Here is a 23,277-nt window from a genome sequence, read left to right on the forward strand (position 1 = left end):
GCAACGTCGGCTTGAGGGCAGACCACATGGCGGCCGGCGGGTCGGTCTTCGCGGTGTCTCGCGCGCCGGTCCACGGGGCGGCCGGCGCGCCGGAACCCGCCGGCGTCCCGCGCGTGGCCGGCGCGCCGGCTCCCGCGCCCGCTCACCTGGCGACCGGTTCGCTCCGCCACGGCAGTTCCGCCGTCACCCGCGTCGGCCCGCCGGCCGGCGAGTCCACGACGAGGATGCCGTCCACCGCGTCGAGGCGCTCCGCCAGGCCCGCCAGGCCCGACCCGGCCGAGGCGTCCGCGCCGCCCACGCCGTTGTCCACGACCTGGAGCATCAGCCGGTTCTGCACCCGCCACACCTCCACGGCGGCGGACGTGGCACGGGCGTGCTTGCTGATGTTCTGCAGCAGCTCCGACACCGTGAAGTACGCGATCCCCTCGATGGCCGACGCCGGCCGCTCCGTCAGGTCGACCTCCACCCGCACCGGCACGGTGCAGCGCGACGCGATCGCCGACAGCGCCGCGTCCAGGCCGCGGTCGGTCAGAACCGCCGGGTGGATGCCCCGGGCCAGGTCCCGCAGCTCCTGGAGGGCCGTCTTCACCTCGCCGTGCGCCTCGTCCACCATGATCACCGCAGCCTGCGGGTCCTCCCGCAGCTTCTCCTTCGCCAGGCCGAGGTCCATGGCCAGGCTGACCAGACGGGCCTGCGCCCCGTCGTGCAGGTCGCGCTCGATGCGCCGCAGGTCCGCCGCGGCCGTGTCGACGACGACCCCCCGGTCCGACTCCAGCTCCACGACCCGCGTCGCCAGCCGGGACGGCCCGAGCAGCCCGTGCACCATCAACCGGTCCACCGTCGTCAGCGCCCGGACGATCCACGGGGTGGCCAACGTGAACAGCAGTCCGACCAGCGCGGTCAGGGTGATCTCGAAGGGGTTGTCCAGGTAGACGCTGTGCGTCTCGTCGCCGTACAGCTGGACCCCGCCCTGCCCGGCGTACATCGGGAACACCCAGAACCAGAGCGGATACGTGAGCATCGCCCACCCGACCGCCCAGAAGTTCACGGCGACCACGAACGAGAACACCGACCACGGGAACTGCAGCACCGCGTACAGCAGGCTCCGCCAGGAGGCGCCGCTCTTGAGCACGGCACCCATCCAGCCCATCGCGCCCTGCTTCCTGCGCCGCAGCGGCTCCGGGTCGGACACCTGGAGACCCAGCAGGGCGCGGGCCCGCACCCGTTCCATCGCCCCGAAGCCCCGGCACCCGGCGAGCGCCGCCGCCAGCACCGGGACCCCCAGGAACGTCACCAGCAGGCCGGCTCCGAGCGACACCATCGTGACGGCGTAGGTGAAGAGCAGGATGCCGATCGGCAGGCCGAGCAGCACATAGCCGAACTCCCGCCAGCTGCGCCCCTCGAAGGGGGCCCGCAGCCCGGCCGGCAGCCGGGGGCGTCCCGCGTCGGCGTCCCCGGGGAAGCCGGACCCGCTCCCGAACCCGTAACCCTGTCCGTAATCCGTGGCCATCGGTGCCGTCCTTCTCCTCGTCCTACGGCTGTGCTCTCGTAACCTCACCCTCCTGCACCGCGGACCCGCGGGCCATGGAGCCCGTCGGCGTCTCGGGAGGGGGGTTTTCCCCACCCCGCGGCACACGGCTCCCGGCCTCCCGGCGGTCGCTCCCGGCGGTCGTCCTCGGCGGTCGCCCGCGGGCCTCGTCCTCGGTGGTCGCCCGCGGGTCTCGCCCCCGGTGGTCGCCCGCGGGTCTCGCCCCCGGTGGTCGCCCGCGGGCCTCGTCCCTGGCGGCCGTCCGCGGGCCTCGCTCCCGGCGGTCGTCCCCAGTGGACGCCCCCGGCTCTCGCTGCCCGGTCGCCGTCGCCCGGCGCCCGGCCGGTCACCTCGTGCCGGAGGCGTGCCGCGTGTCGTCGGCGGCCGTGCGGTCGCGCCACGGCAGCTCGGCCGTGACCAGGGTGGGGCCGCCTTCCGGCGAGTCGACGACGAAGAGACCGTCGACGGCCGTCAACCGCTCGGCGAGGCCCTTCATCCCCGTGCCGCCGTCGAGGCTCGCGCCGCCGCGACCGTCGTCCCCCACCTGGATGAGCAGCCGGTCGGACGACCGCCAGACGTCCACGGAGGCGGACTTCGCCCCGCTGTGCTTGCTGACGTTCTGGAGCAGCTCCGAGACGGTGAAGTAGGCGATGCCCTCGATGGCCGCCGCGGGGCGCTCCGCCAGGTCGACGGTCACCTTGACCGGCGACGTGCAGCGGGAGGCGACCGAGGAGAGCGCCGCGTCCAGCCCCCGGTCGGTCAGCACGGCCGGATGGATGCCGCGCGCCAGGTCCCGCAGCTCCTGCAACGCCAGTTTCACCTCGCCGTGCGCCTCGTCGACCATGGCCGCGGCGGTGTCCGGGTCCTCCAGGAGCTTCTCCTTGGCCAGTCCCAGCCCCATGGCCAGGTTGACCAGGCGGGCCTGCGCCCCGTCGTGCAGGTCGCGCTCGATGCGCCGCAGGTCGGCCGCGGCCGTGTCGACCACGATCCCCCGGTCCGACTCCAGCTCGGCGATGCGCCGCTCCAGCTCGTCCGACGGCGACAGCAGCGCGCGCACCATCGCCCGGTCGGCGTTGGCCAGGCCCCGCGCGATGAACGGCAGGACCGGCCACAGCACGAACAGCGAGGTCAACGTGATGACGAAGGTGAGGATGCCCCAGGGAAGCCGCATGAAGTCGTACAGGACCGTGCGCCAGCCCACCGGGTCCTTCAGCGCCATCCACAGCCGGGGGAGCAGCCCGTCCCCCCTCCGGCGCGGCAGCCGGCTCGGTTCGTCCACCCGCACCCCGAGCAGCGCCCGGGCCCGCGCCCGCTCCAGCCGGCCCAGCTGCCGCGCGCCCATCAGTCCCACCGCCAGCAACGGGAAGCCGACGACCGTCACCGTCAACCCGACGCCGACGGACAGCATCGTCACGACGTAGACGAAGGCGAGCAGCGACACCGGGAAGTTCGCCAGCAGATGGGCGATCTCCTTCCAGGTGTGCCGGTCGTAGGCGAAGCGGGCCGGCGGCAGGCGGTCACCGGGCGTTGCACCGGAGAACCCGTCGGGGGGCGGTGTCGAGAGGCGTTCGGTCATACGGGTCAGCGTGCCGTGCGGCGGGGCCCCGCGCCATGAGGTGGGCCGCCAGGACGCACTGAGGAAAACCCCACCCCCGCGTCCAAGGTGCGACGGGCTGCTTACCGTCCCTTTATCAGGCCCTAGACTCCCGTGCGTACAGATCGTCGAACAGCAGCGTTCACGACAGGGAGCGAGGGACGGACGTGCCGGAACCGACCGTCGGCGAGATGAGCGCCGGCGAAGTCCCAGCCGCCGACGTGCCCGTCGGCCTCGCCGCGGACCACTTCCAGTCCTACTCGGTCGTCGGGCTGCTCGCCGTCGTCGGCGTGCTCTTCGTCGCCGTCGCCTTCGGCGCCGGTCGCCTGCTGCGGCCCGTGGTCCCGACGCCCGAGAAGCTGCTGACGTACGAGTGCGGCGTCGACCCCGTCGGCGAGGGCTGGGCCCACACGCAGGTCCGCTACTACGTCTACGCGTTCCTCTACGTCATCTTCGCCGTCGACTCGATCTTCCTCTTCCCCTGGGCGACGGTCTTCGCCGATCCTGGTTACGGCGCCACGACCCTGGTGGAGATGTTCATCTTCCTCGGCTTCCTGGCCGTGGGCCTGTTGTACGCATACAAGAAGGGCGTCCTGTCATGGACGTGAACCCCTCCGAACCCGTGCCGCTCCCCGAGCCCAAGAGGCTGGGCGCGCTCTCGCGCCTCGCCCCCGAGCCGATGAAGGTCGTCCTGAACTGGGGCCGCCGGTACTCCCTGTGGGTCTTCAACTTCGGCCTCGCCTGCTGCGCCATCGAGTTCATCGCCGCGTCGATGGCCCGCCACGACTTCATCCGGCTCGGCGTCATCCCCTTCGCGCCGGGTCCCCGCCAGGCCGACCTGATGGTGGTGTCCGGCACGGTGACCGACAAGATGGCGCCCGCCGTCAAGCGCCTGTACGAGCAGATGCCCGAGCCGAAGTACGTCATCTCCTTCGGCGCCTGCTCCAACTGCGGCGGCCCCTACTGGGACTCCTACTCCGTGACCAAGGGCGTCGACCAGATCATCCCCGTCGACGTCTACGTCCCCGGCTGCCCGCCGCGCCCCGAGGCGCTGCTCCAGGGCATCCTCAAGCTCCAGGAGAAGATCGCTCGGGAGTCGCTGGGGGAGCGGTACGCCACCTCGCCCCGGCCGTCGGCCGCCGCCCTGCGGAGTGACCTGGTGCGGCCGCCGGCCCCCGGCACGGGGGAGGCCCGATGACCGCGGTCGGCTGGCTGCCCGCCGACACCGGGGAACTCTTCGGTACGGAGGCCACGGCCGAGGAGTCGTACGACGTCCTGACCGTGGACGTACCGCCGGCGTCCTGGATCTCCGCGCTGGAGACCGCGCGCGACCGGCTGGGCTGCACCTACTTCGACTGGCTGAGCGCGGTCGACGAACCGGGCACCGGCTTCCGCGTCGCGGCGCACGTCGTGGCGCTCGGACCGGTACGCCGGCTGCTGCTGCGTACGACGGTCCCGCACGAGGCCCCGGCCCTGCCCACCGCCGTCCCGGTGTACGCGGGCGCGGCCTGGCACGAGCGCGAGACCCACGAGATGTTCGGCGTCGTCTTCGCCGACCACCCCGCGCTGGACCACCTGCTGCTGCCGGAGAACTTCGAGGGCCACCCGCTGCGGAAGGACTTCGTCCTCGCGGCCCGCGTCGCCAAGGCCTGGCCCGGGGCCAAGGAACCGGGGGAGTCCGACCACGGCGGCCCCCGACGCCGCCAGATGCTGCCGCCCGGCGTCCCCGACCCCAACGAGTGGGGCCCGCTCAAGGGACAGCTCCCTGCCGCTCCGGCCCGCCCGGCACGCGGGGCGGGACGTGCGGCGGGGGAGCGCCCGGCCCGCCCGGCCGGCGACCGCCCGGCCCGCCGCACCCGCACAGCCACCGAGGGCTCCGCCAGCCAGACGGCACCGGGTACCGAGCCTCCGTCGCCGCCTCGCCGTTCGCGCACGGCGGCGGAGGGTTCGGCGAGTCAGGCGGTACCGGGTACCGAGGCTCCGTCGGCGCCTCGCCGTTCGCGCACGGCGGCGGAGGGTTCGGCCAGTCAGGCAGCCGCACCGGACGCGGGGGCCTCGACCGCCCCGGCGGTCCGGCGCGCGCGCAGCGCGAGCGAGGGCTCCGCGTCCCAGCGGCCCACGTTGGACGCACCCTGGCACCACGCCCGCCCCGCCTTCGACGAGGCCGAGGAGACCGGGGACGCCGGGAAGACCGGGGACGCCGGGAAGGCCGGGGACGCCGGGAAGGCCGGGGACGCCGGGAAGGCCGGGGACGCCGGGAGGCCCGCAGAAGCCGGGAAGCCCGGAGAAGCCGTGGAGACCGGGGAAGCCGGGAAGCCCGGAGAAGCCGGGAAGACCGGGGAAGCCGGGGAAGCCGGGAAGACCGGGGAAGCCGAGCACGGTGCTCGTCGTGCGGAGGCCCGCTCCGCGGACGAGCCTGGCGCTCCCGCGGAGGCCCGCTCCGCGGACGAGCCCGGCCCTCCCGCGGACGCCGCTGCCCCGGACGAGCCCGACGGCTCCGGCGCCACCTCTCCTGACCGCCGCCCGCATTCCCCGAACCATCCCGACTCCGGACCCGACTCCCGTCCCGACTCCCCAGGAGGCACGCAGTGAACGACGCGCTCGACGTCGCCCTGCGACTCCTGGTCGTCTTCGTCGTCTTCCTCACCTTCCCCCTGCTCGTGGGTCAGACCGAGCACAAGGTGATGGCCCACATGCAGGGCCGCCTCGGCCCGATGTACGCGGGCGGCTTCCACGGCTGGGCCCAGCTCGTCGCGGACGGGGTGAAGTTCGCGCAGAAGGAGGACGTGGTCCCCGCCGACGCGGACCGCCGCATCTTCCAGCTCGCCCCCGCCGTGGCCCTGTTGCCGTACCTCCTGGTCCTTCTGGCGATCCCCGTCGGTCCGGGTGAGGGCGCCGTGGGCCAGGTCGTCGACGCCGGCGTCTTCTTCGTCCTCGCCGTCATGGGCGTGGGCGTCCTCGGCTCCCTCATGGCCGGCTGGGCCTCCGCCAACAAGTTCTCCCTCCTCGGCGGCCTGCGCACCGCCGCCCAGCTCCTGGCGTACGAACTGCCGATGCTGCTCACCGCCGCCTCCGTCGCGATGGCGGCCGGCACGGTCTCCCTCGTCGGCATCCTCGACGCCTTCGAGTGGTGGTGGCTGCCCTGGCAGATCGTGGGCGCGATCGTCTTCTTCGTCGCCGGGCTGGCCGAACTGCAACGCCCTCCGTTCGACATGCCGGTCGCCGACTCGGAGATCATCTTCGGTGCCTACACCGAGTACACCGGCCTGCGCTTCGCCCTGTTCCTCCTCGCCGAGTACGCCGGGATCGTCGTCCTGTGCGGCCTCACCACCGTCCTCTTCCTGGGCGGCTGGCACGGCCCCTGGGGTGCCGACGGGCTCGGCTGGGTGTGGACCCTGCTGAAGGCGGCCGTACTGGCCTTCGTCGTGATCTGGCTGCGCGTCACCTACCCCCGACTCCGCGAGGACCAGCTCCAGAAACTCTCCTGGACCCTCCTCGTCCCCCTCTCCCTCGCCCAGATCGCCCTCACCGGCATCGTCAAGGTGGTGATCGCGTAACCATGGCCCCCCTTCCCGGCAGCGGCCTGGCCAAGGGCCTGGCCGTCACCCTCCGCACGATGACGAAGAAGACCGTCACCGAGCAGTACCCGGACGCCCAGCCCGAACTGCCGCCCCGCACCCGCGGTGTGATCGGTCTGTTCGAGGAGAACTGCACGGTCTGCATGCTGTGCGCCCGCGAGTGCCCCGACTGGTGCATCTACATCGACTCCCACAAGGAGACGGTCCCGGCGGCGACCCCCGGCGGGCGCGACCGCAGCCGCAACGTCCTCGACCGCTTCGCCATCGACTTCTCCCTGTGCATGTACTGCGGTATCTGCATCGAGGTGTGTCCTTTCGACGCCCTGTTCTGGTCGCCGGAGTTCGAGTACTCCGAGACCGACATCCGGGACCTCACCCACGAGCGCGACATGCTCCGCGAGTGGATGTGGACGGTCCCGGCCCCGCCCGCCCTCGACCCCGGCGCGGAGGAACCGAAGGAACTCGCCGCCGCCCGCAAGACCGCCGACAAACTGGCCGCCCAGCAGGAGACGCCCCAGCCGCCGGAGGCCTCGCGGGAGGCGGCCCGGGCCGGCGAACCGCACGCCGACGAGCAGGCCCGCGCGGCCGAACAGCCCACCCGCCCCATGGGTGACTCCAAGCAACAGACGGACCAGCCGAGGCCGGACCAGCCGGAACAGGAGGGCCGGGAATGACGCCCGCAGCGACCGCAGGCCACCTCGCCGCGCATCCCACGACCCTGGCGGCCGAATCCCACGGCTTCCTCTCCCCGACCGGCGTCGAGATCGCCTTCCTCCTCGTCGGCCTGGTCACCCTCGGCGCGGCCGTCGTCACCGTCACCACCCGGCAGCTCGTCCACGCCGCCCTGTGGCTGGTGGTGGCCCTCGGCGGCCTCGCCGTCGAGTACCTCCTGCTCACGGCCGAGTTCATCGCCTGGGTGCAGGTCCTCATCTACGTCGGTGCCGTCGTCGTCCTCATCCTGTTCGGTCTGATGCTCACCAGGGCGCCCATCGGCCGCTCCCCGGACGCCGACTCCGGCAACCGCTGGGCCGCCCTCACCGTGGCCCTGGCCGCCGCCGCGGCCCTGGTGTGGGTGGTCGTCGACGCCTTCCGCACGACCTGGATCGACCTGGACGGCCCGGCCGCCGGCTCCACCGCCGTGACCGGAGCGAGCCTCTTCCAGAACTGGGTCCTCCCGTTCGAGGCCCTCTCCGTCCTCCTCCTCACCGCGCTGATCGGCGCCATCGTCCTGTCCCGCAAGACGAAGCCGGACCGCGCCACCGACCCCGGTCGCGTCGCCCCCCTTGGCCCCGCCGCCGGCCCCGCTCGCGCCGCCGGCCCCGCTCGCGCCGCCGGCCCCGGTCCTGCCGCCGACCCCGGCGGCACAGCCGACCCCCGCCGTACAGCCGACCCCGGCCGTTCCCCCGAAGCCGGCCGGCCGACCGCGCCGAACGGTGCCGACAAGGCCGGTGACCGCTGATGCACCTCGCCTACCCCGCCGTTCTCTCCGCCCTCCTGTTCTGCACGGGCCTGTACGGCGTCCTCGCCCGCCGCAACGCGATCCTGGTCCTGATGTCGGTCGAGCTGATGCTCAACGCCGTCAACCTCAATCTCGTCGCCTTCGACGTCTGGCTCAGCAGGACCGCCGAGGAGACCCTGCACTCCGGCCAGGCCCTGACCCTGTTCACGATCGCCATCGCGGCCGCCGAGATCGGCATCGGCCTGGCGATCGTGCTCGCCGTCCACCGCAACCGCGGCACCTCGGACATCGACAAGCTCCGCGACACCGCGGAGGGCCACGAGCCGGACGGCGCCGACACCGATCCCCCCGCGACCGGGACGGCCGCCGAGAAGGCTGAGGCCACCGCGTGACCACGACCACCCTCGCCGTCCTCGTCCCCCTCCTCCCCTTCCTGGGGGCAGCCGCCGGCCTCTTGCTGGGCCGCGCGGCACCCGGGTTCGTCCGCCCGCTCGCCGTCCTGCCGACGTCGGTGGCCCTCCTCCTCGCCGTCCTGGTCGCCGCCCGTCAGGGCGGTGACCAGCCCGTGGACGCCGTCACCGAACTGACGCCCACCGGTTCTGTGCCCATCGAACTCGCCCTGCACATCGACGGCTTCGCCGCTCTCGTCGCCGTCCTGGTGGGCTGCGTCGCCACCTGTGTGCAGATCTACTCCACGGGCTACCTGCGCGACGACCCGCGCTACTCCTCGTACGCCGCCCTCGTCTCCCTGTTCACCTCCGCGATGTTCCTCGTCGTCTACTCCGGCGACCTGATGGTGCTGCTGGTCGGCTGGGAGATCATGGGCATCTGCTCGTACTTCCTGGTCGGCCACTACTGGGAGACACCGGAGGCCCGAGCCGCCTCCCTCAAGGCCTTCCTGGTGACCAAGCTCGGAGACGTCCCCTTCCTGATCGGCCTGTTGGCGCTGGCCACCGAGGCCGGCTCGTTCCGCATCACGAAGATCCTCGGCGCCGTGGCGAGCGGCTCCCTCGACCACCCGACGCTGATCGCCCTGCTCCTTCTGGCCGGCGTGGCGGGCAAGTCGGCGCAGTTCCCGCTGCACACCTGGCTCCCCGACGCGATGGCGGGCCCGACGCCCGTCTCCGCGCTGATCCACGCCGCGACGATGGTCGCCGCCGGCGTCTACTTCGTCGCCCGGCTCCTTCCGCTGTTCGAGGCCTCGCGGGCCGCGATGATCGTCCTCGCCGTCATGGCCGCGGTCACGATGGTCGGCTCGGCGCTCGCCGCGCTCGCCCAGGACGACATCAAACGCGTCCTCGCCTACTCGACCATCGGACAGCTCGGCTACATGACCGGCGCCCTCGCCGCCGGCGACCGCGGTGCCGCCGTCTTCCACCTCATCTCGCACGGTGCCTTCAAGGCGCTGCTGTTCCTAGCCGCCGGCGTGATCATCCACGCCGCCGGCACCAACTCGCTGGCCGCCATGTCCCGCATGCGGGGCCTGCGCGACCGCGTCCCGGACGCGTACTGGACGATGACCGTGGCGCTGCTCGCACTCGCCGCGATCCCGCCCTTCAGCGGCTTCTTCTCCAAGGAGTCCGTCCTCGTCGCAGCCGAGCACGTCGCCACCGGCCACACCGAGCACGCGCCCGGCGCCGCGGGCTGGACCGTCCTCGTCGCCGGCCTGGTCACGGCCCTGCTGACCGCCGCCTACGCGGCGCGCCTGTGGCTGCTGGCCTTCCGCGGCCGCGGAGCCGAAGCCCCCGACCACGGCAGGCAGCCTCTCGTCATGAACGCCGTCCTGTGGGTCCTCGCCATCCCCTCGCTCGCCCTCGGCGGGCTCGCCTTCCGCCTGCTGCCCGACTGGTTCGACGGCCAGGACCTCACCCCGACGCTCACCACCTCCGTGCTCGGCACGGGCGTGGCCCTGATCGGCGGCATCGTCACCTACGCCGCCTGGCGCCACACCACGGCGTTCCCGGATCGCCCGCCGCTGGGGGCGGTCGCGGCCCACCCGGAGGGCGACGCCGCCCTGGTGGAGGCGGAGGCCATCGCCAGCCACGAGCCCGCCTACGGTGACATCGCGTACGCCCCCGACCCCTCGGACCCGGGACGCCTCCTGCTGGGCCCCCTGCACCGGCACGCGGCCGTCGGCTTCCACCTGGACGCGGTGTACACGGCGCTCTTCGTCCGGCCGGTCCAGGCCGGCGCGAGCCTGGTCCGGTTCCTGGACCGCGAGGTCGTCGACACCTACGTACGCGGCGCGGGCGCCCTGCCCCGCTGGCTCGGAACCGCCGTCCGCCGGGCCCAGACCGGCAATGTGCAGACCTATGTGAGCGCGCTGCTCGCCGGCACCGTCGTCCTCGCGGTCGCCGCCGTCCTCGTCGCCACGGGAGCGTGAGCAGGCGTGATCGATATCAACGAGTCCCTGATGCAGTTCCTTCTCGCGTTGATCGTCGTCGGCCCGCTTCTCGGCGCCGCCGCCGCTCTCCTCCCGGCCCCGCCCGGGCTGAAGGGAAAGTCACCCGAGCAGGCCGTGCTGCGGCACGGCGTCACCGTCACCGGTGTCGTCCTTCTCGCCGTGATCATCCTCGTGCTCGGCTTCGACCACGACCATCCGTCGAAGGTGCAGGCCGGCACGGACATCAGCTGGATCCCCGCGCTCGACGTGCGCATCCACCTCGGCATCGACGGCATCTCCCTCCCCCTCCTGGCGCTGACCGCGCTGCTGACCTTCCTCTGCGCGCTCTACTCGTACTTCAAGCAGCAGAACGAGCGGCTGACACCACGAGCCCCGGTCCCGAGCCCGAAGGCCTTCGTCGCGCTGCTGCTCGTCCTGGAGTCCGGCACCCTCGCGACCTTCGCCGTTCTTGACCTGATCCTTTTCTTCCTCGCCTTCGAGATGGTCCTCATCCCGATGTACTTCCTCATCGCCCGCTGGGGCGGCGAGGGACGGGCCGAAGCGGCCTGGAAGTTCATCCTCTACACGCTCCTCGGTTCCGTCGTCATGCTGCTCGGCCTGCTCCTGATCGGACTCACGGCGGGCACATTCGACATGGTGGCACTCGCCACTGACAACGGCCGGTCGCTGACCACATCCGTGCAGGTCATCGCCGTTCTGGCGATCGGCGTGGGGCTCGCGGTGAAGACCCCGATGTGGCCTCTGCACAGCTGGCTGCCCGACGCCCACACCGCCGCTCCGACGGTCGGCTCGGTCCTGCTGGCCGGTGTGCTGCTGAAGATGGGGACGTACGGATTCGTCCGGATCCTCCTCCCGGTCGCGCCGGACGGCTTCCAGACGTTCGCGCCCTACCTCGCCGCCCTCGCCGTCGTCGGCATCATCTACGGCTCCCTGGCGTGCCTGGCCCTGGCCCGACGGGGCGCGAAGGGCGACCTCAAGCGCCTCATCGCCTACTCCTCCGTCGGCCACATGGGCTTCGTCCTGCTCGGCATCGCGACCATGACCCCGACCGGCGTGAACGGCGCCCTGTTCGCCAACATCGCCCACGGTCTCATCACCGGCCTGCTCTTCTTCGTGGTCGGCGGGCTCAAGGACCGCACCGGCACCACCGACCTCGACACCCTCGCCGAGGAGACCGGAGCCGCCCTGTACGGCAGGGCACCGCGCCTCGGCGGCTTGCTCGCCTTCGCCGCGGTCGCCTCGCTCGGCCTGCCGGGCCTGGCCGGATTCTGGGGCGAGATGCTGGCGCTCTTCGGCGCCTTCGACCCCCACGAGGGCCTCAGCCGCCCCGCCTTCCTCACCTTCATGACCGTCGCCGCCTTCGGCACGTTGCTGACCGCCGCGTACATGCTGATCGTGGTCCGCCGAGTCTGCATGGGCGCCGTACCGCGGGAAGCCCCGGGCCTCACCGACGTGCGCACGTACGAGTTCGCCGCCTGGACGCCGCTCGTCGCCCTCACCGTCGTCGCCGGACTGTGGCCCAGGACCCTCCTCGGCCTGACCGACCCGGCCGTGCAGCAGCTCCTCTCAGGAGGCACCCGATGAGCTCCCCGGCCCAGTCCCTCGCCCAGACCCTGGCGCAGTCACCGGCCCAGAACCTCGTCCAGTCCGTCGACTGGCTCGCCATCGCGCCGCCCACCATCGCCGCGGTCGTCGGACTCGTCGTCCTCGTCACCGACCTGTTCGTCAAGGACACCCGCAAGCCGCTGCTCGGCTGGATGGCGGTCGCCGGACTCGCCGCCGCCGCGCTCATGCTGCTGCCCCTGGTGAACGGCGACCGCTCGACGTTCTGCCTGACCGGCGACGCCGACGTCTGCAGCTACACGGCCGACACCTTCACCCTCGCCATCCAGTTCCTGGTCCTCGGCGGAGCCCTCCTGGCCGCCCTGCTGTCGGTCACCGCCCTGAAGGACGCCGACCGCGGACTCCCCGAGGGCGAGTTCTGGTTCCTGCTGCTCTCCTCCGCGGCCGGCGCCGCCCTCCTGCCCGCATCCCGCGACCTCGCGACCCTCGTCGTCGCCCTGGAGGTCGCCTCGCTGCCCGCCTTCGCCCTCGTGGGCCTGCGCCAGGGCGACCGCCGGTCCTCCGAAGCGGCCCTGAAGTTCTTCCTGTCCTCGGTCACCGCGACCGCGGTCAGCCTCATGGGCATCAGCTTCGTGTACGCCGCGACCGGCACCCTCTACCTCACCCAGGTGGCCGAACGCATCCAGCACGTCGACGGGCAGCTCACCACCCTCACCCAGACCGGCGTCGTCCTCACCCTCGTCGGCTTCGCCTTCAAGACGGCCGCCGTGCCCTTCCACTTCTGGGTGCCCGACACCTACGTGGGCGCGCCCCTGCCGATCGCGGCCTACCTGTCCGTGGTCGGCAAGGCGGTCGGTTTCTCCGGCCTGATCCTCGTCACGGTCATCGCCCTCCCGTCCTACGCCGACGTCTGGGGGCCGGCCCTGGCGGTGCTGGCCGCCCTCACCATGACGGTCGGCAACGTCGGAGCCCTCCGCCAGCAGACCACGCGCGCGTACAGCGCGGTTCGACTGCTCGCCTGGTCGTCCGTCGGCCAGGCCGGCTACCTCCTGGTGCCGATCGCCGCCGCCGCGTACTCCGACGAGCCCGAGCGGGCGATCGGCTCCACCGTCGCCTACGCCCTCATGTACGCCGCGGTGAACCTCGGTGCCTTCGCGGTGGCCGCGCTCGTCGGCCGTACGCGGACCCGGAACCGTGTCGCCGACTACCGCGGCCTGTACGCCTCCCACCCGCTGACCGCCCTGCTCCTGGCGTTCTTCCTGCTGTGCCTCGCCGGGCTGCCGCCCGGCATCATCGGTCTCTTCGCCAAGGTCACGGTCTTCTCGGCAGCCGTCGAGGCGGGGCTCGGCTGGCTGGCCGTCGTCATGGCGGTCAACGTCGTCATCGCGCTGTACTACTACCTCCAGTGGACGGCCCTGCTGTTCCGGACGCCCGCGGACGCGACGGTGAAGCATCGCGTCCCCGCTCCCCTCACGGCCGCGCTCACCGTGACCGCGGTCCTGGCCGTCGCCCTGTCGGGAGCGCCCCAGCTGATCCTGCGCTTCGCCGACACCGGCCTCTTCTGAGCGCGGCGGCTTCGGGCACGCGCGCGTGCGGTACCCGCCCGCGGCGCGCGGCGCCCGCTGCGGCCGTCACCCGTACGGACCACGCGCGCCGCGGTGAACGGCAGGGAACTGGCGGCCCTCGCCTGGCGTTGACCAGTACGGAAGGGTCCACTGGACGTGATGCCACGGCACCGGTGGCATCACGAGGCCAGGAAGCAACCACAGCGAGCGACACCTGCAAGCAAAGGGTTCCCCTGCTGCACCACTTGGAGGGCGTACCGTGCACCGCCGGCACAACGGGCTCAGGACGGCAGTACTCCTCGGGGGACTGTCGGCGCTCATCATTGTCATCGGCAGCTTCTTCGGCCGAGCGGGGCTCGTCGTCGCCGTACTCGTCGCCCTGGGCACGAACGCGTACGCGTACTGGAACAGCGACAAGCTCGCACTCCGCGCGATGCGCGCCCGCCCGGTGAGCGAGTTCGAGGCCCCCGGGCTCTACCGCATGGTCCGCGAGCTCTCCACCCAGGCCCGCCAGCCCATGCCCCGCCTGTACATCTCGCCGACGGAGGCACCGAACGCCTTCGCGACCGGCCGCAACCCGCGCAACGCGGCCGTGTGCTGCACCGAGGGCATCATGCGCCTGCTCGACGAGCGCGAGCTGCGCGGCGTCATCGGCCATGAACTCAGCCACGTCTACAACCGCGACATCCTGATCTCGTCCGTCGCCGGCGCCCTGGCCTCCGTGATCATGTTCCTCGTCAACTTCGCCTGGTTGATCCCGGTCGGCCGGTCCAACGACGATGACGGGCCGGGTCTGCTGGGCATGCTCCTCATCATGATCCTCGGTCCGCTCGCCGCCACCGTCATCCAACTGGCGATCAGCCGCTCCAGGGAGTTCGAGGCCGACGCGTCCGGTGCCCAGCTGACCGGCGACCCGATCGCCCTCGCCGGCGCCCTGCGCAAGCTCGAGACGGGCACGAAGCAGCTGCCGCTGCCCCCCGAGCCCCGGATCGAGACCGCCAGCCACATGATGATCGCCAACCCGTTCCGGCCGGGACAGGGGGTTTCGAGAATGTTCTCCACCCACCCGCCGATGGCGGAGCGGATCGCCCGACTCGAAAAGATGGCAGGTCGACAGCAGTGAAGACCATCCTCAACGTCATTTGGCTCGTCCTCAGCGGCTTCTGGCTGTTCCTCGCCTACCTGGTCGCGGGTGTCCTGCTCTGCGTGACGATCATCGGTATCCCGTTCGGCATCGCGGCCTTCCGCATCGGCGTCTACGCCCTGTGGCCCTTCGGCTACACGGCGGTCGAGCGCCGCGACGCGGGAGCGCCCTCATGCATCGGCAACGTCCTCTGGCTGATCCTCGCGGGCTGGTGGCTGGCCATCGGCCACATCGTCACGGGTATCGCCCTGTGCGTCACGATCATCGGTATTCCGCTCGGCGTCGCCAACTTCAAGCTGATCCCGGTCTCCCTGCTCCCGCTCGGACGCGAGATCGTGCGCACCGACCAGCCGTTCACGGCCACCGGCTCCACGCAGCGGACCGGCTGGTAGAAGCCGCGGTTCTCCACAACCGTGGGGTTCTCCACAACCGCGGGGTTGTCCACAGGCTCGCCCGGCTGTCCGTGGCGGCCCGCATCATGAACCCATGACCGCGATCGAGCAGTTGCCGGCACGAGTGGCCCCCGAGGCGCGCAAGGCCCGCCCCGGGCACTGGTCTTCCCTCCCCGCGCCCGTGGACGGGGCGAGGCCCGCCCCCGCACGGACCGTCTGGTCCCGCGACGCCCCGAGCCTCCCGGAGCGCCCGCACGTCCGGACCCGCGGCGCGGGTCGGTACGAGGAGGCCGATCAGGGGCTGGAGTCCGCACCCCGGGCCGGCTTCCGCATACGTACGGCGCCCGGTCCCGTGGCACCGGGCGCGACCACCGCGCCGGCATCCCCCACCCACGGAACGCCGGCCGCGCGGTAACACGAACGCCGTGCCGCGAGCCCTTTCGCCCGGCCGAGGCACCCCAGCCGGCGTCTACCGCGGAGTCCTCCCCTCCCGGCCCCGCGTGCCCCCGTACGCCAGCGCGCTCGCAGCCAGCACACCCCCGCCCACGATCACCGAGTCCACCGGAAGGGAGAACGCGAGCACCAGGCATCCGATCAGGCCCAGCGCCGGTACCACCCGCGACGCCCGCGACGCGTCGAGCGTCCAGGCCGAGGCGTTGGCCACGGCGTAGTACGCCAGCACACCGAAGGAGGAGAAGCCGATGGCGCCGCGCACGTCCACGGTGGCGGCGAGGACCGCGACCACCACCCCCACGGTCAGCTCCGCGTGGTGCGGCACCCCGGAACGCGGGTGTACCGCGGCCAGCGCTCCGGGCAGGTGACGGTCCCGGGCCATGGCCAGCGTCGTCCGTGAGACGCCGAGGATCAGCGCCAGGAGGGCGCCCGACGCGGCCACAGCGGCGCCCACCCGCACGACCGGAGCGAGCTCCGGCAGACCGGCGGCCCCCACCGCGTCGGCCAGCGGCGCCGTCGCCTGTCCCAGGCCACCCGGGCCCAGCACGGACAGCACACCCACCGCCACACATCCGTACACGACCAGCGTGATGCCCAGGGCCAGCGGGATCGCGCGCGGGATGGTGCGCCGCGGGTCCCGCACCTCCTCGGCGAGCGTCGCGATGCGCGCGTATCCCGCGAAGGCGAAGAACAGCAGACCGGCCGCCTGGAGGACGCCGCCGATGCCGCCCGACACCCCGACGTCCAGCCGGCCGGCGTCGGCCCGGCCCGACCCGAGACACACCGCCACCACGGAAGCGAGGACCGCCAGCACGACCGCCACGATCACCCGCGTCACCCAGGCGGACTTCTGGATCCCGCCGTAGTTCACCGCGGTCAGCACCACCACGGCCGCGACCGCCACCAGGTGCGCCCGCTCCGGCCAGACGTAGGTGCCCACGGTGAGCGCCATGGCAGCACAGGAGGCCGTCTTGCCCACGATGAACGACCAGCCCGCCAGATGTCCCCAGAACTCCCCGAGCCGCTCCCGCCCGTAGACGTACGTGCCGCCCGAGGCCGGGTAGCGGGCGGCGAGCCGCGCCGAGGAGGTGGCGTTGCAGTAGGCGACGACGGCGGCCACGGCGAGGCCGAGCAGGAGCCCCGACCCGGCCGCGCGGGCCGCGGGCGCGAGAGCCGCGAAGACGCCGGCGCCGATCATCGAACCGAGCCCCACGACCACGGCGTCGCCCACGCCCAGGGTGCGTCGCAGCTCAGGACCCGCAGGTGTCATGCGTCGCACCCTACTGATCGGCGCAACCGCCGGGAGCGGCCGGGACGTCCCCCTGACCGAGAAGACACGAACACCCGCGGAAACCAGCCCGCCGAACGGGACTGCGCGGGTACTGCGCGAACGGGCAGGGGCACGGCATGACGATCATCAGCTGGATCATCCTGGGACTGCTGGCCGGGGCTGTCGCCAAGTTCCTGCTGCCGGGCCGTGATCCGGGAGGGCTCGTCGGCACGACCCTCATCGGCATCGCGGGCGCGTTCACCGGCGGCTGGATATCGGCCCGCTGGCTGGACCACCCGGTCAGCAAGGACTTCTACGACGGTGCCACGTGGGCGGCGGCGATCGGCGGCTCCCTGGTGCTCCTGATCGCCTACCGGCTCCTGTTCGGCAACTCGCGCGACTGACGCCGCGGCACGGCACTCGGCCAACGCGAAGGGCGGGCACCCGACGGCGCCCGCCCCTCCCCGTGAAACGAGACCCTGCGCATCGTCGCGCGCCGGATCAGCAGGTCACCGGTAGTTCACGAACTGCAGCGCGAAGTCGAAGTCCTGGTTCTTCAGCAGGCTGATCACGGCCTGCAGGTCGTCCCGGCTCTTGGAGGTGACCCGCAGCTCCTCACCCTGCACCTGGGCCTTCACGCCCTTGGGGCCCTCATCGCGGATGATCTTGGCGACCTTCTTCGCGTTCTCCTGGGAAATACCCTCCTCGATCGACGCGAAGATCTTGTAGTCCTTGCCGGAGAGCTGGGGCTCGCCGGCGTCCAGGGCCTTGAGCGAGATACCGCGCTTGACCAGCTTGGACTGGAAGACGTCGAGGACAGCGGTCACCCGGTCCTCGGAGTTGGCCTCCATGAGGATCTTCTCCCCGGACCAGGAGATCGAGGCGCCCACACCCTTGAAGTCGTAGCGCTGCGACAGCTCCTTGGCGGCCTGGTTGAGGGCGTTGTCGACCTCCTGCCGCTCGACCTTCGAGACGATGTCGAAACTGGAGTCGGCCATGTCCTGTGGCTCCTTGTATCTGGTGCGTGTCGGGCCGCGTATCGGGTCCGTACCGGCATACGTCGGCGACCGCCGGGCCCGCAGGGGTCCTCGGCCGCATCCGGACAAGACTAGCCACCCGCCGTCCCCCGGGTGGCGATCAATCGGGTGGCGAAGCACCCCTCCACATCGGGTATTGTTTACGTCGTTGCCACGGAGCACCGCCGCAAGACGGTTCAAAGGGCAGCGAACCCCGGCGGTGTGCCCGAGCGGCCAAAGGGAGCAGACTGTAAATCTGCCGGCTCAGCCTTCCCAGGTTCGAATCCTGGCGCCGCCACACGGGAACGAAGGGCCCCGTGACCTGTCCGAACAGCAGGTCACGGGGCCCTTCGTCATGTCCTGGACCGAAAGGGCGAGAGCGGCCCGGCCCGGGATGTCAGTGGGTCCGGGCAGACTGGTGCCATGGCCTCGTCCTCCCGTCGCAGAGTCTGCCCCGAGTGCAGCCGCGAGATCGCCGTCGTAGCGGGGCGGTACGCGCGGCACGATCCGTCCGGCGCGCGGGGAACCGGCGAGCTCGTCTCCTGCCCCGGCTCGCGTCGACCGGCGCAACTCGGCGCGGTGCAAGCCTCCCTGGACGGGTACGTCGTCCCCGACTTCCCCGGGCAACTGCCCCTGTTCTGACCGTTCGTCCCGACGCCTCGCGCGGTCTCTCACGGGGTCAGTTACCGGCCACCGACTTCACCGCCACCGACACCGGCGCCGAGCCGCCGATCAGCTCCAGGGTCAGGCCGGCCGTGGCCGGGCTGTCGATCAGCTCCGCCAGGACGGCGGCCACGTCGTCCCGTGCGACGGGGCCGCGGCCGGTGTGTGCCTCCAGGCGGACCAGACCGGTGCCGGCGTCGTCCGTCAGCTGGCCGGGACGCAGGATCGTCCAGTCCACCCCCTCCAGCGACCGCACGTACGCGTCGGCCTCGCCCTTGGCGCGCAGGTAGACGTCGAAGATCTCGTCCCCCTGGTGCCGCGGGTCGGCTCCCATGGAGGACACGACGACCAGACGCCGTACGCCGGCCCGGACCGCCCCGTCCGCGAAGAGGACGGCTGCGGCCTTGTCGACCGAGTCCTTGCGGGCCGCCCCGCTCCCGGGACCGGCGCCCGCCGCGAAGACCGCCGCGTCGGCGCCCCGCAGCCTCTCCGCGACCCCCTCGACCGAGGCCGACTCCAGGTCGAGCACGACCGGTTCGGCGCCGGCCTCACGCAAATCGTCGGCCTGCTCCGACTTGCGGATGATGCCCGCCACCTCGTCACCACGCGCGGCGAGCAACCGCTCCAGCCGCAGCGCGATCTGACCATGACCACCAGCGATGACAATGCGCATGTCTTCGACCGTACGCCCCGACGCCCGCCCGCGCCGCACGACTTCGGCCGCCTCCGACCGGCCCCGCCCCCGGCCCGCCCCGTCATGACGGTTCGCCACGCCCTCCGCGCCCCTGCCGGGGCAGGCCCAGGTCCGTCGGAGCCGTCGAGTCGCCGTACTCCCGTACCGCGCTCGTCCGTGCCACCAGGCGCCCCCGGTGCACCACGACGCGGCTGTACGCCAGGGAGAGCGCGGAGGCCAGCCGGTCCCCGCGTACCGCGAGGAGTTCGGCGGGGAACCCCGCCTCCACGCGTACCTCGGGCAGGCCCAGCGCCGCCCGCGCCGCCGTGCTCACCGCGTCGTACGCGTCCTCGGGGCGCAGCCCCTGGCGCGAGGCCAGGAGGTACGCCGCCTCCAGGGGGTCCCCGCGCCCGACGGGATTGGAAGCGTCCCGCAGCGCACCGCTCCCCGCCGCGATCCGCACACCGGCCGCCCGCAGCAGCCGCAGCGGAGCCATGCCGTCACGGGGGGCCGCGGTGCCGCAGGCGCCCTGGGGCAGGCACACCACCGTCACCCCGGCCGCCGCGAGCCCGTCCGCGGCCCGGGAGGCCACGTCGGAGGGGAGCCGCCCCAAGCCGTCGCAGGGGCCGAGCGCGACCCCGGGGCGCAGCCCGCCCGCCATCGCCGCCAGCCGGGCCAGCCGTGCCGGGTCGGCGGCGTCCGTGTGCAGGTCGACCGGGCAGCCGTGCTCGGCGGCGACCTCCAGGACCGCCTCCACGTACCCCGCCGGATCGGGGTCCAGGTCCGGGCACCCTCCGACGACGTCCGCGCCCATCTTGACCGCGTCCCGCAGCAGCGCCAGCCCGTCCGCCCCGGCCGCCCCGGTCAGCACCCTCGGCATCGCGACGGCGGTGAGCTCGACGAGCCCGCGCAGCGAGCGCCGCGCCCGCAGCACGCCGGTCAACGCGCCCAGCCCCGTGACGTCGCCCACGCGCACGTGCGCCCGCAGGGCTGTCGCCCCGTGCCCCAGCTGGAGCAGGGCGGCCTCCGTGGCCCGGCGCTGGACGTCCCGGGGGTCGTGGGAGTGGGGGGCCGGGGCGTCGGCCGTCAGCGCCGTGTCCCCGTGGAGGTGGGGCTCGGCGGGGGCGGGCAGGAGCAGGTAACCGGCGAGGTCCACGCGGGTGCCGGGGCCCGGCGTGCGGGCCGCCAGGCTGCCGGCCGTGCCGACCGCCTCGATGCGTCCGCCGTACAGCCGCACGTCCACGGTCCGGCCGTCGGTGAGCCGCGCTCCGGACAGCAGGAGCGAGCTCTGGCGGGCGGGGCCCGACGGGGAGGGCGAGTGGGGCGGCTGCGGCTGGCTGTCGGGCATCGCACTCCTCTGGGCTCGGGGCTGCGCAGTGGGGGACGCAAGATCACGCAGAGTGAGACGAGCCTAGGACGGTGATCAGCCCTTGGCGCGGAGGAGGGCAATAGTCGTACCGGCCGGGCTCCGCCCCGCGCACCGTCGGCGCCGTGGCGGCGCACCTGCGGCTCACCGTGCGGCGCGGTCCGTGCGGGGCGGCTGTGCGGGCCGGTTCCCGCCGCGGGCGCACCGAGGGGGACGGGCCGGGGCACGGGCGGCGAAACGGATTTGGGCGAACGGCGGGCGACCGTGTAATGTCTTCATCGCTCGCCCCAATAGCTCAGTCGGCAGAGCGTCTCCATGGTAAGGAGAAGGTCTACGGTTCGATTCCGTATTGGGGCTCTGGTGTGAAAGGTTCCCGCCGCGAGGCGGGGTCCGATCGCATCACAGCGGTGTAGCTCAGTCGGTAGAGCAAGCGGCTCATAATCGCTGTGTCACCGGTTCAAGTCCGGTCACCGCTACTCTCAGTAGCCGATTGCGGGGTCGGTCCTTCAATCGGCTACTCTTTTCTGCGTTACCATCATCAATCCGTTCGTCAAGGAGTGCACTCACGTGGCTGCCACCGACGTCCGCCCGAAGATCACGCTGGCCTGCGTGGAGTGCAAGGAGCGGAACTACATCACCAAGAAGAACCGGCGTAACAACCCGGACCGACTGGAGATGAAGAAGCACTGCCCGCGTTGCAACGCGCACACCGCGCACCGCGAAACGCGATAAACAAGGCTCGTACACGAGGCCGTCCCCGAAGCTTGGGGGCGGCCTCGTGTCGTTCTTGGTCATAAAGAAGAGCAGCAGGAGGTTGCCACCCGTGGCGCTCGACCAGACGTTCGTGGGGCGGAGCTATCCGCCGACCGCGCCCTATGAAGTGGGGCGGGAGAAGATCCGCGAGTTCGCGGAGGCCGTGGGGGACGCCAATCCGGCGTACACGGACACGGAGGCGGCGAAGGCGCTCGGTCATCCGGATGTGATCGCTCCGCCGACGTTCGTGTTCTCGATCACGTTCAAGGCGGCGGGTCAGGTCGTCGAGGACCCGCAGCTGGGTCTGGACTACAGCCGGGTGGTGCACGGCGACCAGAAGTTCGCCTACGTGCGTCCGGTGCGGGCCGGTGACCGGCTGACGGTCACCTCGACCATCGAGGCGGTCAAGTCGATGGCGGGCAACGACATCCTGGACATCCGTGGTGAGGTCCACGACGAGGCCGGCGAGCTCGTCGTGACCGCCTGGACCAAGCTCGTGGCCCGCGCGGCCGGGGAGGCGTGAGCATTCCATGACGGCGAAGGTCGCCTACAGCGACGTCGAGGTCGGTACCGAACTGCCCGCCCGGAGCTTTCCCGTGGACCGTGCCGCGCTCGTGCGGTACGCGGGTGCCTCCGGCGACTTCAACCCGATCCACTGGAACGAGCGGTTCGCCAGGGAGGTGGGTCTGCCGGACGTCATCGCGCACGGCATGTTCACGATGGCCGAGGCGATCCGCGTGGTCACCGACTGGACCGGTGATCCGGGCGCGGTCGTCGAGTACGGCGTCCGGTTCACCCGGCCGGTCGTGGTGCCCGACGACGGCCGGGGTGCCGTGATCGAGGTGAGCGGCAAGGTCGCGGCCAAGCTCGACGACCACACCGTCCGCGTCGACCTCACCGCCACCAGCGCAGGCCAGAAGGTCCTCGGCATGTCCCGCGCCGTCGTACGCCTCGCCTGAGGCGCTCCGGTCCGATCCGGTCCGGTCCGATCCGATCCGTCCGGGTCCGTCCTGGAGGCCCGTTCATGTGCCACCCGGTAAGGGGCGTTCTCCCTGGAGTGCGCCCCTTACCCCCGCTCGCACCCACGGTCTCCCGTCGCCGCGCTGCGGCACGGCGGCCCGGACGCCTTGACGAAGTTAGTGATTGAGTACTAACTTCGGCCTCATGGTCAGGATGAGTGCGGAGGAGCGGCGCGAGAGCGTCATCCGGGCGGCGACGAGCGAGTTCGCCCAGGGTGGCTTCTACGGCACGTCCACCGAGGCCATCGCCAAGCGGGTGGGGGTGTCCCAGCCGTACCTCTTCCGGCTCTTCCCGGGGAAGAAGGCGATCTTCCTGGCGGCGGCGGAGCGCTGTCTGGAGGACACGCGCAAGGTCTTCCAGGAGGCCTCCGACGGCCTGCACGGCGAAGAGGCGCTGCATGCCATGGCCGAGGCCTACATGCAGCTGATCGCCGATCAGCCCGAGAAGCTCCAGATGCAGTTGCAGGTGTACGTCGCCGTCGCGGCCGCCGAGGCGGCCGGTGACCACGAGTTCGGCAAGATGGTGCGCAAGGGCTGGCTGGAGCTCTGGGACGCCGTGCACCTGCCCCTCGGCGGGGACGTCTCCGAGACGACGACCTTCATGGCGTACGGCATGCTCATCAACGCGCTGGCCGGCATGGGCTTCCCGCCGGGGCACCGGATCTGGGACGGCTTCTACATCTCGGCCCGCCTCAAAGAGGGCCCGGAAAGCGCATCGGGCCCACAAGGCGCATCGGGTACGGACAGCGCATCGGGTCCGGACAGCACATAGGGGCGGTCAAGGCCCGCGGGAGCGGTGCTCTCGTGCGACCCCAAAAGTTAGTCATCAATTACTAA

Annotated in this window: 24 protein-coding genes and 3 tRNA genes; 21 read left to right on the plus strand and 6 right to left on the minus strand. The window is 72.1% G+C overall.

Annotation, left to right across the window (positions count from 1 at the left end; translation table 11 throughout):
* Window positions 1-142 precede the first annotated feature (142 nt).
* Window positions 143-1,510, minus strand: coding sequence for a sensor histidine kinase (locus SAM23877_RS20995; protein ID WP_053135478.1), 1,368 nt, complete (start codon window positions 1,508-1,510; stop codon window positions 143-145).
* Between the two features lie 364 nt (window positions 1,511-1,874).
* Window positions 1,875-3,104 carry a sensor histidine kinase gene (locus tag SAM23877_RS21000; RefSeq protein WP_053135481.1) on the minus strand — a complete coding sequence of 410 codons (1,230 nt, stop codon included), beginning with the start codon at window positions 3,102-3,104 and terminating at the stop codon, window positions 1,875-1,877.
* Window positions 3,105-3,289: 185 nt separating this feature from the next.
* On the opposite strand from SAM23877_RS21000, the gene SAM23877_RS21005 reads away from it, so the two are divergent.
* The 12 genes from SAM23877_RS21005 (at window position 3,290) to SAM23877_RS21060 (ending at window position 15,227) form a co-directional block, all read left to right on the plus strand.
* On the plus strand, window positions 3,290-3,730 hold the full coding sequence (locus tag SAM23877_RS21005; RefSeq protein WP_079030339.1) for an NADH-quinone oxidoreductase subunit A: 441 nt from the start codon (window positions 3,290-3,292) through the stop codon (window positions 3,728-3,730).
* The gene (locus SAM23877_RS21010; protein WP_053135484.1) at window positions 3,721-4,320 is read left to right on the plus strand and encodes an NADH-quinone oxidoreductase subunit B; all 600 of its coding nucleotides are present in this window, start codon (window positions 3,721-3,723) and stop codon (window positions 4,318-4,320) included. The genes SAM23877_RS21005 and SAM23877_RS21010 overlap by 10 nt, the downstream gene beginning before the upstream one ends.
* Window positions 4,317-5,714, plus strand: coding sequence for an NADH-quinone oxidoreductase subunit C (locus SAM23877_RS41795; RefSeq protein WP_079030340.1), 1,398 nt, complete (start codon window positions 4,317-4,319; stop codon window positions 5,712-5,714). Before SAM23877_RS21010 ends, SAM23877_RS41795 begins: the two co-directional genes overlap by 4 nt.
* Complete coding sequence (locus tag SAM23877_RS21020) at window positions 5,711-6,679, plus strand: complex I subunit 1/NuoH family protein (RefSeq protein WP_053135487.1); 969 nt, start codon at window positions 5,711-5,713, stop codon at window positions 6,677-6,679. Before SAM23877_RS41795 ends, SAM23877_RS21020 begins: the two co-directional genes overlap by 4 nt.
* Before the next feature lie 2 nt (window positions 6,680-6,681).
* A complete protein-coding gene (locus SAM23877_RS21025; RefSeq protein ID WP_053135490.1) occupies window positions 6,682-7,374 on the plus strand; it encodes a NuoI/complex I 23 kDa subunit family protein in 693 nt (230 codons plus the stop codon).
* Window positions 7,371-8,159, plus strand: coding sequence for an NADH-quinone oxidoreductase subunit J family protein (locus SAM23877_RS21030; RefSeq protein ID WP_167355236.1), 789 nt, complete (start codon window positions 7,371-7,373; stop codon window positions 8,157-8,159). Before SAM23877_RS21025 ends, SAM23877_RS21030 begins: the two co-directional genes overlap by 4 nt.
* Window positions 8,159-8,551 (plus strand): NADH-quinone oxidoreductase subunit NuoK, encoded by a 393-nt coding sequence (nuoK, locus tag SAM23877_RS21035; protein ID WP_053135493.1) that lies wholly within the window; start codon window positions 8,159-8,161, stop codon window positions 8,549-8,551. Before SAM23877_RS21030 ends, nuoK begins: the two co-directional genes overlap by 1 nt.
* On the plus strand, window positions 8,548-10,542 hold the full coding sequence (locus SAM23877_RS21040; protein WP_053135496.1) for an NADH-quinone oxidoreductase subunit 5 family protein: 1,995 nt from the start codon (window positions 8,548-8,550) through the stop codon (window positions 10,540-10,542). Before nuoK ends, SAM23877_RS21040 begins: the two co-directional genes overlap by 4 nt.
* Before the next feature lie 6 nt (window positions 10,543-10,548).
* Entirely contained in the window at window positions 10,549-12,147 is a 1,599-nt protein-coding gene (locus SAM23877_RS21045; RefSeq protein WP_053135499.1) for a complex I subunit 4 family protein, read from the plus strand.
* Window positions 12,144-13,691 carry an NADH-quinone oxidoreductase subunit N gene (locus SAM23877_RS21050; protein ID WP_053135503.1) on the plus strand — a complete coding sequence of 516 codons (1,548 nt, stop codon included), beginning with the start codon at window positions 12,144-12,146 and terminating at the stop codon, window positions 13,689-13,691. The genes SAM23877_RS21045 and SAM23877_RS21050 overlap by 4 nt, the downstream gene beginning before the upstream one ends.
* A 259-nt stretch (window positions 13,692-13,950) precedes the next feature.
* Window positions 13,951-14,814, plus strand: coding sequence for a zinc metalloprotease HtpX (gene htpX / locus SAM23877_RS21055; RefSeq protein WP_053135506.1), 864 nt, complete (start codon window positions 13,951-13,953; stop codon window positions 14,812-14,814).
* Window positions 14,811-15,227, plus strand: coding sequence for a YccF domain-containing protein (locus tag SAM23877_RS21060; RefSeq protein WP_053135509.1), 417 nt, complete (start codon window positions 14,811-14,813; stop codon window positions 15,225-15,227). The genes htpX and SAM23877_RS21060 overlap by 4 nt, the downstream gene beginning before the upstream one ends.
* Before the next feature lie 469 nt (window positions 15,228-15,696).
* On the opposite strand, the gene SAM23877_RS21070 is transcribed toward SAM23877_RS21060, so the two are convergent.
* The gene (locus tag SAM23877_RS21070) at window positions 15,697-16,950 is read right to left on the minus strand and encodes an APC family permease (RefSeq protein WP_053135515.1); all 1,254 of its coding nucleotides are present in this window, start codon (window positions 16,948-16,950) and stop codon (window positions 15,697-15,699) included.
* Window positions 16,951-17,087: 137 nt separating this feature from the next.
* Here SAM23877_RS21070 and SAM23877_RS21075 point away from each other — a divergent pair, with 137 nt between their 5' ends.
* Complete coding sequence (locus tag SAM23877_RS21075; RefSeq protein ID WP_053135517.1) at window positions 17,088-17,354, plus strand: GlsB/YeaQ/YmgE family stress response membrane protein; 267 nt, start codon at window positions 17,088-17,090, stop codon at window positions 17,352-17,354.
* Between the two features lie 105 nt (window positions 17,355-17,459).
* Here the strand turns inward: SAM23877_RS21075 and SAM23877_RS21080 are convergent, their stop codons facing one another.
* A complete protein-coding gene (locus SAM23877_RS21080) occupies window positions 17,460-17,948 on the minus strand; it encodes a YajQ family cyclic di-GMP-binding protein (protein ID WP_053135519.1) in 489 nt (162 codons plus the stop codon).
* A gap of 234 nt (window positions 17,949-18,182) precedes the next feature.
* Between SAM23877_RS21080 and SAM23877_RS21085 the strand changes: the two genes are divergently transcribed.
* Window positions 18,183-18,264, plus strand: a tRNA-Tyr gene (locus tag SAM23877_RS21085).
* A gap of 125 nt (window positions 18,265-18,389) precedes the next feature.
* Entirely contained in the window at window positions 18,390-18,608 is a 219-nt protein-coding gene (locus tag SAM23877_RS37670; RefSeq protein WP_079030341.1) for a hypothetical protein, read from the plus strand.
* Window positions 18,609-18,645: 37 nt separating this feature from the next.
* Here SAM23877_RS37670 and SAM23877_RS21090 read toward each other — a convergent pair whose 3' ends face one another.
* Entirely contained in the window at window positions 18,646-19,302 is a 657-nt protein-coding gene (locus SAM23877_RS21090) for an SDR family oxidoreductase (RefSeq protein ID WP_053135524.1), read from the minus strand.
* A gap of 82 nt (window positions 19,303-19,384) precedes the next feature.
* Entirely contained in the window at window positions 19,385-20,650 is a 1,266-nt protein-coding gene (locus SAM23877_RS21095; protein WP_053135526.1) for an amidohydrolase family protein, read from the minus strand.
* A gap of 302 nt (window positions 20,651-20,952) precedes the next feature.
* Between SAM23877_RS21095 and SAM23877_RS21100 the strand changes: the two genes are divergently transcribed.
* The 6 genes from SAM23877_RS21100 (at window position 20,953) to SAM23877_RS21125 (ending at window position 23,212) form a co-directional block, all read left to right on the plus strand.
* A tRNA-Thr gene (locus SAM23877_RS21100) sits at window positions 20,953-21,025 on the plus strand.
* A 46-nt stretch (window positions 21,026-21,071) separates the two neighbouring features.
* Window positions 21,072-21,144 (plus strand) — tRNA-Met (locus SAM23877_RS21105).
* Between the two features lie 91 nt (window positions 21,145-21,235).
* On the plus strand, window positions 21,236-21,400 hold the full coding sequence (gene rpmG / locus SAM23877_RS21110) for a 50S ribosomal protein L33 (protein WP_003948671.1): 165 nt from the start codon (window positions 21,236-21,238) through the stop codon (window positions 21,398-21,400).
* Window positions 21,401-21,491: 91 nt separating this feature from the next.
* Window positions 21,492-21,944, plus strand: a complete 453-nt coding sequence (locus tag SAM23877_RS21115; RefSeq protein WP_053135529.1) for a MaoC family dehydratase N-terminal domain-containing protein — start codon at window positions 21,492-21,494, stop codon at window positions 21,942-21,944.
* Window positions 21,945-21,951: 7 nt separating this feature from the next.
* The gene (locus SAM23877_RS21120) at window positions 21,952-22,380 is read left to right on the plus strand and encodes a MaoC family dehydratase (RefSeq protein ID WP_053135532.1); all 429 of its coding nucleotides are present in this window, start codon (window positions 21,952-21,954) and stop codon (window positions 22,378-22,380) included.
* 205 nt (window positions 22,381-22,585) lie between these two features.
* Window positions 22,586-23,212, plus strand: coding sequence for a TetR/AcrR family transcriptional regulator (locus tag SAM23877_RS21125; protein WP_079030342.1), 627 nt, complete (start codon window positions 22,586-22,588; stop codon window positions 23,210-23,212).
* Window positions 23,213-23,277 lie beyond the last annotated feature (65 nt).

This window comes from Streptomyces ambofaciens ATCC 23877, assembly GCF_001267885.1.
Classification (GTDB): Bacteria; Actinomycetota; Actinomycetes; order Streptomycetales; family Streptomycetaceae; genus Streptomyces; species Streptomyces ambofaciens.

Excerpts from the sequence above, each read along its gene's own strand:
- SAM23877_RS21120 (WP_053135532.1), top strand. The coding sequence starts at position 21,952 with ATGACGGCGAAGGTCGCCTACAGCGACGTCGAGGTCGGTACCGAACTG.
- SAM23877_RS21050 (WP_053135503.1), top strand. The coding sequence starts at position 12,144 with ATGAGCTCCCCGGCCCAGTCCCTCGCCCAGACCCTGGCGCAGTCACCG.
- SAM23877_RS21010 (WP_053135484.1), top strand. The coding sequence starts at position 3,721 with ATGGACGTGAACCCCTCCGAACCCGTGCCGCTCCCCGAGCCCAAGAGG.
- SAM23877_RS21030 (WP_167355236.1), top strand. The coding sequence starts at position 7,371 with ATGACGCCCGCAGCGACCGCAGGCCACCTCGCCGCGCATCCCACGACC.
- SAM23877_RS21025 (WP_053135490.1), top strand. The coding sequence starts at position 6,682 with ATGGCCCCCCTTCCCGGCAGCGGCCTGGCCAAGGGCCTGGCCGTCACC.
- SAM23877_RS41795 (WP_079030340.1), top strand. The coding sequence starts at position 4,317 with ATGACCGCGGTCGGCTGGCTGCCCGCCGACACCGGGGAACTCTTCGGT.
- SAM23877_RS37670 (WP_079030341.1), top strand. The coding sequence starts at position 18,390 with ATGGCCTCGTCCTCCCGTCGCAGAGTCTGCCCCGAGTGCAGCCGCGAG.
- SAM23877_RS21075 (WP_053135517.1), top strand. The coding sequence starts at position 17,088 with ATGACGATCATCAGCTGGATCATCCTGGGACTGCTGGCCGGGGCTGTC.
- SAM23877_RS21090 (WP_053135524.1), bottom strand. The coding sequence starts at position 19,302 with ATGCGCATTGTCATCGCTGGTGGTCATGGTCAGATCGCGCTGCGGCTG.
- SAM23877_RS21095 (WP_053135526.1), bottom strand. The coding sequence starts at position 20,650 with ATGCCCGACAGCCAGCCGCAGCCGCCCCACTCGCCCTCCCCGTCGGGC.
- SAM23877_RS21000 (WP_053135481.1), bottom strand. The coding sequence starts at position 3,104 with ATGACCGAACGCCTCTCGACACCGCCCCCCGACGGGTTCTCCGGTGCA.
- SAM23877_RS21080 (WP_053135519.1), bottom strand. The coding sequence starts at position 17,948 with ATGGCCGACTCCAGTTTCGACATCGTCTCGAAGGTCGAGCGGCAGGAG.
- SAM23877_RS21070 (WP_053135515.1), bottom strand. The coding sequence starts at position 16,950 with ATGACACCTGCGGGTCCTGAGCTGCGACGCACCCTGGGCGTGGGCGAC.
- SAM23877_RS20995 (WP_053135478.1), bottom strand. The coding sequence starts at position 1,510 with ATGGCCACGGATTACGGACAGGGTTACGGGTTCGGGAGCGGGTCCGGC.
- SAM23877_RS21125 (WP_079030342.1), top strand. The coding sequence starts at position 22,586 with ATGGTCAGGATGAGTGCGGAGGAGCGGCGCGAGAGCGTCATCCGGGCG.
- nuoK (WP_053135493.1), top strand. The coding sequence starts at position 8,159 with ATGCACCTCGCCTACCCCGCCGTTCTCTCCGCCCTCCTGTTCTGCACG.